Origin of the sequence: Cupriavidus alkaliphilus (assembly GCF_900094595.1) — a bacterium.
Taxonomy (GTDB): Bacteria; Pseudomonadota; Gammaproteobacteria; order Burkholderiales; family Burkholderiaceae; genus Cupriavidus; species Cupriavidus alkaliphilus.
In genome coordinates, this window is record NZ_FMAD01000007.1 from 74,294 (window position 1) to 86,619 (window position 12,326).

Sequence of the window (12,326 nt, forward strand, 5' to 3'; positions counted from 1 at the left end):
TTACGCGTCGGTGTCAGTGTCAGGGTCAGCGCCGAGGTCCGCATCGGCGTCGGCGCTGCGCGGACGCAGCTCGAGGCCAAGCACGATCAGCAGCTCGAAGGCATCGGACAGCAGGTGCTTCTGCCGCGGCAACAGGCTGGCGTACGGCATGTCGTAGATCGACTGGTGCGCCGCGCGCTCGCCCTTCAGGCCGCGGTCGCGCGCGATGTCCGACAGCAGCGCGGCAAAGCCGGACAGGTCCTGCGCCGCCAGCGCCGAGTTCAACACCTTCGCGATAACTTCGGGCGAAGCGTTGGCCCAGCCCATGCGCTCGGCATTGGAAGCGGGGTCGTTGGGGAGGTCGGCAAAGTCCATGTTGTGTTTAACGGTCCTGCCTAAACTAGCTTAAGCCGCCAACGATGTGAATTTGACCCCACACAGGTGGGGTAACATGGCCTGCCGCCGGTGCCCGTTATCGCGATGCGGGCTTGGCGCGGCCCTGGGCCGGTGCCTTCCCCGGCACCTTCGGCCGCGCTCCGGCGGGCTACTTCGCCGGTGCCTTTTGCGCTGCGCCGGCGGGTACCTGGCGATAGGTCGTGCTGCCATCCTTCGCCGTGCGCGCCACGACATGGTTGCGCGCGCCACACTGCGGGCAGCGGAACACCAGTCCCTGCCCTTCATCGCGGATCTGCACCTCGTCCGGCTCCCAGCTGGCGCCGCAAGCCTGGTTCCCACAAACAAACATGAATTCTCCTGGAGGATTCGTGCCGATCGACTGCCGGCACGGACGCGATTATCAGGCCTGTCGCGCGCCAGCGGGTCGATTTGCCGCCGATTGCGCGGATTGCGCCGGTCGGCCGGCATGGCCGCGCGCTTCAGCCATTGCGCTGCACCCATTGCTGCGCCCACGCAATCGCCGCGGACCGCGCCTCGTCCGGCGTGGCATGGGTGGTCGGCGGCGCCCCGCCTTCGAGCACCACGGCGCCCGATTCCCAGATATCGCACAGCGCCTTGAACCGCCCCATGCCCAGCGCATGGCAGAACACGTGGATGACGAAGCCGCGGTACTCCAATACGTCGGTGGCGGCATCGGTCAGCACCTGGTCCGCGGTGACATCGGCAGGCAGCAGCGGCGCATCGGACTGAAGCGGTTCGCGCTGAGCGGCGTCCGCGCGCGCCGCCCGCGCCAACGCGCCGCCGGCCGCCACGCCAAGCAGCACGCCCAGGCCGAACCAGCAGGCTTTGCTTCCGCTCGCAGCCATGGCATCTCCTGTAGCGACCCGGCGGTCGCGGCAAGGCAACGTCGTGAGGAACTGTCACCGGTTTCAGGTTATACCAGGCAGCGACCACGTACCGCCGCGCCGCCGCCGGAAATTGAGAATCGGGAGGATGACCGAACGGCACGCCGCGGCTATACTGTACATTCATACAGTATCCGGACACTGCCATGCCCTTGTACCAGTCCGATTCCATCCTGCTGGAAGCCCACTACTTCGGCGACGACACCGAATCCGTGCGCCTGCGCTGCGGCAGCGTGTGCGTGAACGCCGGCGCCATCCTGGTCGACGGCATCGAGCCGCGCCAGCTGCAGTCGCTGCGCTGGATCCCGGACTTCCTCTCGTTCGAGGCGCAAGGCATGCGCCACCGCTATCCGGTGAGCCGCCCGGCGCTGGTCGGCCCCGCGCAGGCGCGCTTCGCCCTGCTTTAAGCTACGCCTTCCGATTCCGCCAATGCGCCGCGCGCCGTGCCCCCATGCCAGACCTGAGTCCGACCGCCCGCCAGCTGATCCACGCACTCGACCTGCGGCCGCATCCAGAAGGCGGCTACTACCGCGAAACCTATCGCAGCGAGGAACGCGTCGCATGCCAGGACGGACGCACGCGCGAAGCCTGCACCGCCATCCACTACATGCTTTGCGGCAACGACTATTCCGCCTGGCATCGCATCCGCTCCGACGAGCTGTGGCACTACCACGCCGGCTCCCCGCTGGACGTGCACCGCATCGTCGACGGCACCATCGTCACCCAGCGCCTGGGCGACCCGCTGCGGCATCCCGGCGCGGCGTTCCAGGCGCTGGTGCCGGGTGGCCAGTGGTTTGCCGCCGAACGCGCGGACGCTGGCGGCCCCGAGGACTTTGCGCTGGTCGGCTGCACCGTGGCGCCGGCCTTCCAGTTCAGCGAATTCGAACTGGCCAGCGCGGCGACGCTTGCCGGTCTCGTGCGCGGACATGACATGCGGTGGCAGCGGCTACTCCGCTAGCGCCGCAAAAAAACAGCCCGCCGAGGCGGGGTGCGGGCGGGCTGGTGAGTACAGCGCAGCCAGTCTACGTGCACCTGCGTCGGCGCCATGCCCGGAGCATCCCGGTATCCGGGCGCCTTTTCTGATTTGAGGGCCGAGGGGTCACATGGCCAATGCTGCCAAGGGCACTGCGCCGCAAAAGACACCGGCGCTGTCAGACGGGCACCGATACCGGCCACAGTAAGCAGCGTGGAGACTAGGGCATCTTCCACCACGGAGGTGCGCCATGCCGGCCAAGAACATCCACGTCGTACCGCTCGACAACGGCTGGGCCATTGAATCCGAAGACGGCGCGGGCGGGCGCCAACTCTACGCGACGCAAGAAGACGCGATCGCGGCGGGCACCGAGAAAGCCCGGCAGCTCCATGCAGAACTGCTCGTCCACGGCCGCGACGGCCGCATCCGGATGCGCAACAGCTTTGGCAACGATCCTCGCGATATCCAGGGCTGAACAGTCCGCCGCGCGTCAGCCGCCGCTGGCGCGCAGCCCTTCCACACGCGCGCGCGTCGCGTAATAAGCAAGCACCAGCGATGCGGTCAGTGCCAGGCCAGCTACTGCCAAGGCGATGCATGTGGTGCCGGCGATCCCGTTGCCCTTGTCGGTCATTACAGCCTCCGTCGCGATGAAGTCCACTGTGCCACCACTATAGGTGCAATGGGCTGAATCGAAAAACGGCCACTGCTGCGTTCAGGTGACCACGCTGGTTCCAGGCGCGAAGCAGCACACGCGCGCCACAAGACACGGAAATAAAAAAACCCGCTTGGCGATTTACCAAGCGGGTTTTTTGTCTGGTCGGGGCGAGAGGAACCTCCGACCAGCTGCACCCCATATAGGTATAAAACGTAACAAAAAGACAATAGCTTAGCTCAATCCCTCTAACTTGCCGCACGTCCGAGCCGCGTCAATTTTTCCCTACGCTTGAAGCCGCGATCAGCGCGGGCTGGGCTCGCGCGCGGCGCGAAAACATCGAGCTGCACATCCAGCCACTGGCCGGCGGCGTCCGGCTCCGCGCCGAGAGGACCAATCCCGCCGACTTCGGCGGATAGCGCGAAGGCGTAGGTTCATTCGTGAATCACCCCAAATGTAAAGGTTGGTACCGCGGCCCCGACCAAATTCACGAATTGCATCTTCGATCTGTTGGTTGGTAAGGGGAAGGACCTGACCGAGCAGGCCATTGAGAGGCGCAGGACCGCACACTGCAGGGGGTTGGAGGCCAAGGCTACACCCAGGTTGCTCTGTCTGGACATCGCCGAGGATGGCGCTTGGCTGTATAGCTATGCGCTCGCGCTGGGGTCGGGGCTGGGTCGTCAATTCGGGCGAAGCAGCGAAGCATCGCCTTGGGATTGCAATCGGATCCTCCGCTTTATTCGCTGCCCTAAGCGCCTGGCTGGCTCTTCTACGAGATAGAAGTTGACCGCAGCAAGTACTATCGTTATCAACGCACATAGAGCGACATACACGCCGAGATTCAGTGCCTGCATCCACGGCACGTATCCGCGGCCAATTATCCAGTAAAGCGAAAATAGTACAATCGGATGCAAGAGATAAATCGAATAACTGATACGCCCAAGCCAAACCAGGCATGCAGCATTAAGGTTCGGCAAAGCCAACACGAGCAGGAAAAGCAGGATTCCAATTCCATATGCCAGAAAGAAACGACTAACTGAATAATCATATTTTCCAAGCATTATGGCGACTACACCGTACGCCGGTATAAATATCAACCAAAGCGATGCATATAGCCCTATCGCTCGTAGCAACCTCCTCCTTCCAATCCCGTCATTCATGCTGACCAACTGCCTGCATAGCGCCCCAAAAAACATGATCGACAAATGTGCAAGGTTAATAGCATATGCTTTATCTCGGAGTAGCGCATAGCCGATAAAAAATGTGAAGCAGACTTGGAAGAGGCGATCTGCATTACGAATCCAATCCATCCAAAATAAAATCGCACAAATGGCGTAAAAAACCATTTCAATCTGCAGCGTCCAATACAAACCTTCTGCCGGGAGTGCACCAAGCCACTCCGGCATCATTGTAAAATTCAGCAGCAGATCCCAAATGGTAAACGACTTGCCCCATATCCAGTAGAACGTAACAGCACCAGGAACAATCGAAACCCAAAACGCCGGGTAAAGTCGGAAAAACCTCCCAATAGCGAACAACTTCAGTTCAGTCGCACTAGCGGGGCCCTTCAGACTCATAGGGACAACAAATCCACTAATCGCAAAAAAGCTAACAACACCGATACGACCAAAGTCAAAAATGTCAGACAGTCTATAAACCCACTCACCGCCAGCGTCTTTTTCACGCACCAAGTAGATGAAGACTTCTGACGCGTGCATCCAAAGCACTAGCAATGCAGCTATCGCACGAAGTGCGTCTATATTACTGAACCGAAGTTCCGAATCACGAATTCTTATCTGCCACGGCGAGATGGTCATTCAAAAGTTCTGAAAAAATTGACTCAGAAGAAGAGTATGGCATACCCCTTCTTCATTTAGCTCTTAAAACAACCACTCCCAGATCTTGAATGTGCTGGGTGGCTCAGCGGGCCCCGGCTGAAATCCCGGCGCCATTCCGAATCTCGCCCAAATTGGCATGAGATGATAAAGAACCAAGTTGCCATCCGGCTGAAAAGCTAGCGCAGAATTTGGTCTTCCATCCGTATTAGTTGCCCAAATCGGGGTCTCGTTGGCGCAGATGACGAAGTTCCCATCACTCTGCATTAAGCCTTGTATACAAAACAACGTTTCCGTCATTCTGCACTTGCAAATGCGTCAACCTTGGAACAACCCCACCTGGATAATTCCATCTCGGATTACTCCAAACCGTCTCATCTCTGTAATTTATCAAATCCAATGAGATTATGCCAAGTATGCTACGAAGCTCGGCACGCACAGCGCCACGATCCTCGGAATATTGACCTTTCACATGCCAAATTTCCACTCCACTCTGACGAAGAACCAGGCGCTGGTCACTTTCCATGTGCAAACGGTATTGCCCATTCGGCGACTCTATATTTTGCCCAAAATATAACTTTTGACCTAAATTTAGACGATCCGATGCGTATGATGAAATTGAAATAGCGCATATCAACAACGCAGCAAGAGCACGTTTTTTCATTGAGCATCTCCTTTTTGAAGGCGCCGTTAGGTCTGCAGCGGCGAAACAAATATCACAGCATCCCGCACTTTCACGTGACGCTCATCACAAGTTCATCGATTTGATTGCGCTCTAATAGCGATTTGACAAAACGGAAACGTCTCATGATTTCACGCGCTGCTTGCTATGGTGTCTTGCTGTTGACTTTGGCGGCAGCGAGCGAAATAGGGAAAGCAAACACAATCGCGGTGGGCGATGCGGAGGTGGCCAGCTCTGACTTGGGCGCCGCGGCTAAGGCCAATAGAGTTCTTCACGAGAGGGACGAGCGTGATACAAAATCGACGAGATGCGCAGGGCTCCAAGCACGCGTCGAAGGGGATGCAGCTTCACCGTTAGGCGGCCCCAAGCCAGCAATCCGGCTACCCGCCCTCGTTGGAAACATCGACGTTGTGCCCGGCGCTCGAAATGGCCCCAATCGCTTCGATAAGCGAGCCCAAAGCGAGTATCTCTATATGCGCGAGTGCGACAAAATGTAGGCATCCGCGCCTCGAGCGACATCTTATGCGCCCCAGCTTGGCCCCGTCACCACCGCATGCAACCGCGGCCTGCGGCATCATCGAAGCAATCGAACCATTCTCGGATCGCATCAGCCACAACGCCCGGATCGCACAACGGGGAACAAGCGGTGACAATGCCGATCGGCTCCCTGTACCCGGGCAGGACCTTGCCCTCAAGCTGAGGCGTGATGGCAAGTAGCCAAGCCGCCGTTGGCGCGCCGACCAGCGCGATCAACTTGGCCTCGCTCATTAGATTCCACCTCCCTTGATGGCCGTCCACAGGCCAATGACCGCCGCCAGCGCGCCTGCGATGTAGCCAGATTGGCTTTGCAGCCCGCCCAAGCCACGCGATGACCTTGAATCCACCAGAGAGGGCGTCGAACAGCTCGACCAGTCCCTGTGTGTTGGCTTCGGTCCGGCGCGTGCACTCGGTGTTCTCGGCCACGTTCTCCTTGAGGGCCTTTTCATCCCCAGCAAGACGGCGGACAGTAGCGGCGAGGCGGTCGACTGGCCGATCACGCCGGAAATCGACGAGGTGCTGCGCCGTGCCAAGGAACTCCAGCGCGACCTCAAGGTGCAGTCGCTGACCGGTCACGTCGTAACCGACCGCAACGGGAAGCCGAAGACCGCGGCGGCATGCCGGGATGCGTGGCGCGATGCGCTGGTGCGGGCAAAGCTGGAGGGCAAGGACTACACAGTGAAGGACATCCGGGCCAAGGCGCTCACGGACGCGAAGAAGGCGGGATACGACATCGAGGCCCTGCAGGTGGCCGGCGCGCATACCGATCGCGCGACCACCGAGGGCTACGCAAGCAGCGCGAGGTACCGCTTTCGACTGCTCACCAGCGGCTGCCGGCCGCGTGATTCCCTCGCATACAATTCTGGCAACCCCGCCCACCTGCCCTACAGCCGCCCATGGACGCTCTGAAGCGTGATCTACCAAATTTTCCGGATGAGGTGTCGACCGACTGGCTGCTACCCTACGCCAAGTCGGAAGGATGGCCTCCTCTCAAGGATGAGGATGGCATGCCAATGAAAAGGTGGCGGTACCTGCTGGGGATGCGCCCCCTCAGGTTCTACCGCAGCTTGTCATGGACCCTGGAGAACCGTTCGCTGGTGCCCGACACGCTGGCCGACGGCGAGGTTGGAAAAATCAATGGACTGTTACGGGCGGGCCTGCTGGGCGAGCAAAATGAGTACTCGGCGATTTCTAACAGCCGAGAGAGGCTAACAAGCATCCTTCAGTACACCCTAGCGCATGGAAGGCTTCCCAAAGCCCCAGCGCTGATCCAAGAGGCGTCGGGCTTGCGCATCATGGACGGGAATCATCGCATCGCGGTATACGTCTACCTGACCGGGTTCGGCGGTCATTTCACGCCTCAGTACCCGCTGGAACCAAGGCAAGACTTCTGGATTGCAACGCCAGCCGCGACTGGTAGCTGATCCCTGGATCGCCCCAGAATATTGGATGTCATCCAAAAAGGTGGGTGGCAACGCTACCCTGCGGGACAATAAAAAACCCGCTTGGCCTTATACCAAGCGGGTTCTGTCTGGTCGGGGCGAGAGGATTTGAACCTCCGACCACCTGCACCCCATGCAGGTACGCTACCAGGCTGCGCTACGCCCCGAAGCAAAAGATTATAACAGAAGCATTTCTCGTATGACTAGCTCCTGACGTGGAAATTATCCGTGCTTCGCGATCTCGCGCAGCTGCGCCAGCAGGTGCTGCACGTCGACCAACTCATTGCGTAAGCCGGCGATGTCGACCGACAGTGCCGGGGCCTTTTCCGCGCCGGCTTCCATCGACATTTGCGTCGTCGTGGCCGCGCTGTGATGACGGCCTTCGTCGAGGCGGTTGCGCGCGCCGTTGATGGTGAAGCCCTGCTCGTAGAGCAGCTCGCGGATGCGGCGGATCAGCAGGACTTCATGGTGCTGGTAGTAGCGGCGGTTGCCGCGGCGCTTGACCGGCTTGAGCTGCGTGAACTCCTGTTCCCAATAGCGCAGCACGTGCGGCTTGACGGCGCACAGCTCGCTCACCTCACCGATGGTGAAGTAGCGCTTGGCCGGGATCGGCGGCAACGCGATGCGGTCGCTGGGTTTGTCCGACATGCAGTGTGTAGACGAGCGTCAGGCCATGCCGGCCAGGAGGTTGGCGCGCCTCGCGCGCGCGCCCAGAAGAATACCGATGCCGGCCTCGGGAAGCAATCCGCCGTTCGGGTGACGGGTCAGCCGGCGATGCCGGCGCGTTCTTCGACCAGGCCCTTGAGCTTCTGGCTGGCGTGGAACGTCACCACGCGGCGCGCGGTGATGGGGATGACTTCGCCGGTCTTGGGATTGCGGCCGGGCCGCTGCGGCTTGTCGCGCAACTGGAAGTTGCCGAAGCCGGAAAGCTTGACGCTGTCACCCTGCTCCAGCGCTTCGCGGATGACATCGAAGAAGGCCTCGACCATGTCCTTCGACTCGCGCTTGTTCAGGCCCACCTGGTCGAACAGCATCTCGGCAAGCTCGGCCTTGGTCAGCGTGGGAACTTCGGTCGCGCGGGCGTCCGGCATTGCATCGTCAAGGGAGGATGCCTGCCGGTCGCTCATCTCACCCAGTGCTGCAGCGGTCATGGAATTCGCGTCTCGATCATTCATGTCGATCGCTCGAGTGTCTGTCTGGCGATCCGCCCGGGGCGAGCCCGGGCGCCCTTTTTATCGTGGTCCGTCGGTCCTGGCGACGGATCAGCCGCGCAGCCGCGCCTGGAAGGCTTCGGCCAGCGCGTCGACCATGCAGCGCACCGCGCTGTCGACGGTTTCGTCCTGAAGGGTCGACCCAGTATCTTGCAAGGTCACCCGGAACGCAAGGCTTTTCTCGTCCGCGCCGATGGCCGTGGAAGCCCCCTTGGGACGGAACTCGTCGAACAGCACCAGGCCCTGGCAGAAGCGGCCGTAACCCTGTTTTTCCAGGGCCGCGCGCATGGTGTCGAGCAGGTCCTGCACGCGTACCGATTGCTTCACGACCACGGCCAGGTCACGCACGGCAGCGGGGAACTTGGAGATCTCGGTGTATGCCGGCAGGCCGGTGGCGCGCAGCGCGTCGAGTTGCAGTTCGAACAGCACCGGCGCATGCGCCAGCTCATACTCCTGCAGCCAGCGCGGATGCAGTTCGCCGACCACGCCCACCGGCTCGCCGTCGAGCAGCACGCGCGCGGCGCGGCCCGGATGCAGCGCCGGGTGCGATACCGGCTCGAAGCGCGGCACGCGCGGATGGAACAGCGCCTCGACGTCGCCCTTGATGTCGAAGAAGTCGACATTGCGCGTGGCGACGCCCCACTGCTCCTCGAACGCCGGGCCGTAGGCGATGCCCGCAGCCATCATCGGCTGGTCATAGCCGGCCACGGTGAGACCGCCATCGCTGACCTCGGCGTCGCGATGGAACACGCGGCCCACCTCGAACATGCGCACGCGCGCGGCCTTGCGGTTGAGGTTGTAGCGCACCTTCTCGACCAGCCCGCCGATCAGCGTCGAGCGCATCACCGCCAGCTGGCTGGCGATCGGGTTGAGCAGGCGGATCGGCTTGTCGTTGGCGGCGAAGTCGCGCTCCCACTTCTCTTCGACGAAGGCGAAGTTGATCACTTCCTGGTAGTCGCGCGCGGCCACGGCATGGCGCACCACGTGGGTCGAGCGGCGGGCTTCGTCGGTCGGGCGCATTTCGCTTTCGGCAACCGGCGGGCGCGCCGGGATGCGCTCGAAACCGTAGATGCGCGCGACTTCCTCGATCAGGTCTTCCTCGATCTCGATATCGAAGCGGTAGCTCGGCGGCGTGACTTCGAACACTTCGCCCTCGGCGCCCTGCGCACGCGTGAACGGCAGCTGCAGGCGCTGGAACACGTCGGCGATGGCCGCCGGCGACAGCTCGATTCCGAGCACGCGCTCGGCGCGCGCCACGCGCAGGCTGACCGGCTTGCGCACCGGCAGGTTGACCACGTGGTCGTCCACCGGGCCGGCCTGGCCGCCGCAGATGTCGAGGATCAGCGCGGTGATGCGCTCGATATGCTCGACCGTGGTGGCGTAGTCCACGCCGCGCTCGAAACGGTGTCCGGCGTCGGTCGAGAAGTTGTAGCGACGGCTGCGGCCCTGGATCGCGGCCGGCCACCAGAACGCTGCCTCGAGGTAGATGTCGGTGGTGTCCAGCGTCACCGCGGTGCTGTCGCCGCCCATGATGCCGGCCAGGCTCTCGATCTCCTTGTCATCGGCGATCACGCCGACCTGCTCGTCGACTTCGATGGTATTGCCGTTCAGCAGCTTGATCTGTTCCCCCTTGCGGCCCCAGCGCACATCCAGGCCACCATGGATCTTGTGCAGGTCGAACACGTGCGAGGGACGGCCCAGCTCCAGCATCACGTAGTTGGAGATATCGACCAGCGCCGACACGCTGCGCTGGCCCGAGCGCTCCAGACGCTGAACCATCCACAACGGGGTGGCGGCACGCGCGTTGACGCCGCGGATGACGCGGCCGGAGAAGCGGCCGCAAAGATCGGGGGCCGATACCTTGACCGGCAGCTTGTCCTGGATCGTCACCGGCACCGGCTTCATGTCGGGCAGGTTCAGCGCGGCACCGGTCAGCGCCGACACCTCGCGCGCCACGCCATGGATCGACAGGCAGTCGGCCTTGTTCGGCGTCAGCTTGATGACGAAGACCTGGTCGTCGAGGTCCAGGTACTGGCGGATGTTCTGGCCGACGGCCGCGTCTTCCGGCAGCACCATCAGGCCGCCGTGGTCTTCCGACAGCTTCAGTTCGCGCGCCGAGCACAGCATGCCGTAGCTGTCGACACCACGCAGCTTGCCGACCTTGATCTCGAACGGCTTGCCGCCGTCCTCTGCCGGCGGCAGCACCGCGCCGACCAGCGCGCACGGCACCTTGATGCCCGGCTTGACGTTGGGCGCGCCGCAGACGATCTGCAGGGTCTCGCCGGTGCCGGCGTCGACCTGGCACACGTTGAGACGGTCGGCGTTGGGATGGCGCTCGGTCGACAGCACGTGCGCGACCACCACCTTGTCGAACGGCGGCGCGACCGGGCCTACCTCTTCCACTTCCAGGCCGGCCATGGTCAGGCTGTGCGAGAGCGCGTCGGTGGAGATCTTTTCAGGGTTGGCGAAGGTGCGAAGCCAGGATTCCGAGAATTGCATGGCGCTTCTGATCCGGTAAGTATTCTGTGTAGTCGGTGACGAGTTTGACGGTCGCCTGTTCAGGCGAACTGGCGCAGGAAGCGCACGTCGCCCTCGAAGAACAGGCGCAGGTCGTTGATGCCGTAGCGCAGCATGGTCAGGCGCTCGAGGCCGGAGCCGAACGCGAAACCGATATAGCGCTCGGGATCGAGGCCCATGTTGCGCAGCACGTTCGGATGCACCTGGCCCGAACCGGAGATTTCCAGCCACTTCCCATTGCCGAAGGCCATGTCGATCTCCGCCGACGGCTCGGTGAACGGGAAGTACGAAGGACGGAAGCGCACCTGGATGTCGTCACGCTCGAAGAACTTGCGCAGGAAGTCGGTGTACACGCCCTTCAGGTCGGCGAAGCTGACGTCCTCGCCGATCCACAGGCCTTCGACCTGGTTGAACATCGGCGAGTGGGTGGCGTCGCTGTCGACGCGATAGGTGCGGCCCGGGCAGATCACCTTGATCGGCGGCATCGCCTTGCCCGCGTACTTCTCCACGTGCATCCTGGCGTAGCGCACCTGCATCGGGCTGGTATGCGTGCGCAGGAGCAGCAGCTTGTCTTCGCTGTCGCGGCCGTCCACGTAGAAGGTGTCCTGCATCGAACGCGCCGGATGGTTGTCCGGGTTGTTCAGCGCGGTGAAGTTCATCCAGTCGGTTTCGATCTCGGGGCCGTCGGCCACGTCGAAGCCGATCGAGCCGAAGATCTGCTCGACGCGCTCCCAGGTGCGCATCACCGGATGCAGGCTGCCGCGCGCCACCGCGCGGCCCGGCAGCGTGACGTCGATGGCTTCGGCGGCCAGGCGCGCGTTCATCAGCGCGTCGGCCAGCGCCTGGCGGCGCGCCTGCAGCGCGGCTTCCACCTGCTGCTTGACCTGGTTGATGCGCGCGCCCTCGCTCTTGCGGGTCTCCGGGTCGAGCTTGCCGAGGCCCTTGAGCAGTTCGGTCAGCGCGCCGGTCTTGCCGAGGAAGCGGGCCTTCTCGTTTTCCAGCGTGGCGTTGTCATTGGCGGCGGCGAAAGCGGCCTGGGCGTCGGCGACGATTTGGTCCAGATCCTGAGACATGGCGGCGGTCGTGGAGTGTTCTGGCGTCGGCCGAACCCTGTCATGCGACAAGGCCGGCCCGACGTGGGTTGGCACTTCGTGCGGTATGCGTTTCCGGATGCGGTTTCATCAACAATCGCAAAAC

The 12,326-nt window shown here is 62.3% G+C and carries 16 protein-coding genes and 1 tRNA gene; 5 read left to right on the plus strand and 12 right to left on the minus strand.

Annotated features, from left to right (window positions below):
• From GA0116996_RS16005 to GA0116996_RS16015, 3 genes are all read right to left on the minus strand, one after another.
• A complete protein-coding gene (locus tag GA0116996_RS16005; RefSeq protein WP_092313555.1) occupies window positions 1–354 on the minus strand; it encodes a hypothetical protein in 354 nt (117 codons plus the stop codon).
• 169 nt (window positions 355–523) lie between these two features.
• Entirely contained in the window at window positions 524–724 is a 201-nt protein-coding gene (locus tag GA0116996_RS16010) for a hypothetical protein (RefSeq protein WP_167355519.1), read from the minus strand.
• Between the two features lie 130 nt (window positions 725–854).
• Entirely contained in the window at window positions 855–1,241 is a 387-nt protein-coding gene (locus GA0116996_RS16015; RefSeq protein ID WP_092313558.1) for a hypothetical protein, read from the minus strand.
• A 185-nt stretch (window positions 1,242–1,426) separates the two neighbouring features.
• Between GA0116996_RS16015 and GA0116996_RS16020 the strand changes: the two genes are divergently transcribed.
• The 3 genes from GA0116996_RS16020 (at window position 1,427) to GA0116996_RS16030 (ending at window position 2,728) form a co-directional block, all read left to right on the plus strand.
• Window positions 1,427–1,687, plus strand: a complete 261-nt coding sequence (locus tag GA0116996_RS16020; RefSeq protein ID WP_092313561.1) for a hypothetical protein — start codon at window positions 1,427–1,429, stop codon at window positions 1,685–1,687.
• A gap of 44 nt (window positions 1,688–1,731) precedes the next feature.
• Complete coding sequence (locus GA0116996_RS16025) at window positions 1,732–2,238, plus strand: cupin domain-containing protein (protein ID WP_092313564.1); 507 nt, start codon at window positions 1,732–1,734, stop codon at window positions 2,236–2,238.
• Between the two features lie 265 nt (window positions 2,239–2,503).
• Window positions 2,504–2,728, plus strand: a complete 225-nt coding sequence (locus GA0116996_RS16030; RefSeq protein ID WP_092313567.1) for a DUF2188 domain-containing protein — start codon at window positions 2,504–2,506, stop codon at window positions 2,726–2,728.
• A gap of 15 nt (window positions 2,729–2,743) precedes the next feature.
• Here the strand turns inward: GA0116996_RS16030 and GA0116996_RS28285 are convergent, their stop codons facing one another.
• The 4 genes from GA0116996_RS28285 to GA0116996_RS28065 form a co-directional block, all read right to left on the minus strand.
• A complete protein-coding gene (locus GA0116996_RS28285) occupies window positions 2,744–2,884 on the minus strand; it encodes a hypothetical protein (RefSeq protein WP_165835159.1) in 141 nt (46 codons plus the stop codon).
• Window positions 2,885–3,585: 701 nt separating this feature from the next.
• On the minus strand, window positions 3,586–4,722 hold the full coding sequence (locus GA0116996_RS16035; protein ID WP_092313570.1) for an acyltransferase family protein: 1,137 nt from the start codon (window positions 4,720–4,722) through the stop codon (window positions 3,586–3,588).
• Between the two features lie 274 nt (window positions 4,723–4,996).
• Window positions 4,997–5,404 carry a hypothetical protein gene (locus GA0116996_RS28060; protein ID WP_133250545.1) on the minus strand — a complete coding sequence of 136 codons (408 nt, stop codon included), beginning with the start codon at window positions 5,402–5,404 and terminating at the stop codon, window positions 4,997–4,999.
• A gap of 561 nt (window positions 5,405–5,965) precedes the next feature.
• On the minus strand, window positions 5,966–6,385 hold the full coding sequence (locus GA0116996_RS28065; RefSeq protein WP_141693746.1) for a lysozyme: 420 nt from the start codon (window positions 6,383–6,385) through the stop codon (window positions 5,966–5,968).
• A 90-nt stretch (window positions 6,386–6,475) separates the two neighbouring features.
• On the opposite strand from GA0116996_RS28065, the gene GA0116996_RS16050 reads away from it, so the two are divergent.
• Together GA0116996_RS16050 and GA0116996_RS16055 are read left to right on the plus strand one after the other, a co-directional pair.
• Window positions 6,476–6,868: a tyrosine-type recombinase/integrase gene (locus GA0116996_RS16050; RefSeq protein WP_244159892.1), complete on the plus strand. Its 393-nt coding sequence runs from the start codon at window positions 6,476–6,478 to the stop codon at window positions 6,866–6,868.
• Complete coding sequence (locus GA0116996_RS16055) at window positions 6,856–7,383, plus strand: hypothetical protein (RefSeq protein WP_092313579.1); 528 nt, start codon at window positions 6,856–6,858, stop codon at window positions 7,381–7,383. The genes GA0116996_RS16050 and GA0116996_RS16055 overlap by 13 nt, the downstream gene beginning before the upstream one ends.
• 108 nt (window positions 7,384–7,491) lie before the next feature.
• Here GA0116996_RS16055 and GA0116996_RS16060 read toward each other — a convergent pair.
• The 5 genes from GA0116996_RS16060 to pheS form a co-directional block, all read right to left on the minus strand.
• A tRNA-Pro gene (locus GA0116996_RS16060) sits at window positions 7,492–7,568 on the minus strand.
• 55 nt (window positions 7,569–7,623) lie between these two features.
• On the minus strand, window positions 7,624–8,049 hold the full coding sequence (locus GA0116996_RS16065) for a MerR family transcriptional regulator (protein ID WP_092313582.1): 426 nt from the start codon (window positions 8,047–8,049) through the stop codon (window positions 7,624–7,626).
• A 116-nt stretch (window positions 8,050–8,165) separates the two neighbouring features.
• Complete coding sequence (locus tag GA0116996_RS16070) at window positions 8,166–8,576, minus strand: integration host factor subunit alpha (protein WP_026200608.1); 411 nt, start codon at window positions 8,574–8,576, stop codon at window positions 8,166–8,168.
• 87 nt (window positions 8,577–8,663) lie between these two features.
• Entirely contained in the window at window positions 8,664–11,111 is a 2,448-nt protein-coding gene (pheT, locus tag GA0116996_RS16075; protein WP_092313585.1) for a phenylalanine--tRNA ligase subunit beta, read from the minus strand.
• Between the two features lie 59 nt (window positions 11,112–11,170).
• Window positions 11,171–12,202, minus strand: coding sequence for a phenylalanine--tRNA ligase subunit alpha (gene pheS, locus GA0116996_RS16080; protein WP_012352553.1), 1,032 nt, complete (start codon window positions 12,200–12,202; stop codon window positions 11,171–11,173).
• Between the last annotated feature and the right edge of the window lie 124 nt (window positions 12,203–12,326).

Excerpts from the sequence above, each read along its gene's own strand:
- GA0116996_RS16030 (WP_092313567.1), top strand. The coding sequence starts at position 2,504 with ATGCCGGCCAAGAACATCCACGTCGTACCGCTCGACAACGGCTGGGCC.
- GA0116996_RS28060 (WP_133250545.1), bottom strand. The coding sequence starts at position 5,404 with ATGAAAAAACGTGCTCTTGCTGCGTTGTTGATATGCGCTATTTCAATT.
- GA0116996_RS16015 (WP_092313558.1), bottom strand. The coding sequence starts at position 1,241 with ATGGCTGCGAGCGGAAGCAAAGCCTGCTGGTTCGGCCTGGGCGTGCTG.
- GA0116996_RS28285 (WP_165835159.1), bottom strand. The coding sequence starts at position 2,884 with ATGACCGACAAGGGCAACGGGATCGCCGGCACCACATGCATCGCCTTG.
- GA0116996_RS16020 (WP_092313561.1), top strand. The coding sequence starts at position 1,427 with ATGCCCTTGTACCAGTCCGATTCCATCCTGCTGGAAGCCCACTACTTC.
- GA0116996_RS16065 (WP_092313582.1), bottom strand. The coding sequence starts at position 8,049 with ATGTCGGACAAACCCAGCGACCGCATCGCGTTGCCGCCGATCCCGGCC.
- pheT (WP_092313585.1), bottom strand. The coding sequence starts at position 11,111 with ATGCAATTCTCGGAATCCTGGCTTCGCACCTTCGCCAACCCTGAAAAG.
- GA0116996_RS16055 (WP_092313579.1), top strand. The coding sequence starts at position 6,856 with ATGGACGCTCTGAAGCGTGATCTACCAAATTTTCCGGATGAGGTGTCG.
- GA0116996_RS16025 (WP_092313564.1), top strand. The coding sequence starts at position 1,732 with ATGCCAGACCTGAGTCCGACCGCCCGCCAGCTGATCCACGCACTCGAC.
- GA0116996_RS16005 (WP_092313555.1), bottom strand. The coding sequence starts at position 354 with ATGGACTTTGCCGACCTCCCCAACGACCCCGCTTCCAATGCCGAGCGC.
- GA0116996_RS16035 (WP_092313570.1), bottom strand. The coding sequence starts at position 4,722 with ATGACCATCTCGCCGTGGCAGATAAGAATTCGTGATTCGGAACTTCGG.
- GA0116996_RS16070 (WP_026200608.1), bottom strand. The coding sequence starts at position 8,576 with ATGAATGATCGAGACGCGAATTCCATGACCGCTGCAGCACTGGGTGAG.
- pheS (WP_012352553.1), bottom strand. The coding sequence starts at position 12,202 with ATGTCTCAGGATCTGGACCAAATCGTCGCCGACGCCCAGGCCGCTTTC.
- GA0116996_RS16010 (WP_167355519.1), bottom strand. The coding sequence starts at position 724 with ATGTTTGTTTGTGGGAACCAGGCTTGCGGCGCCAGCTGGGAGCCGGAC.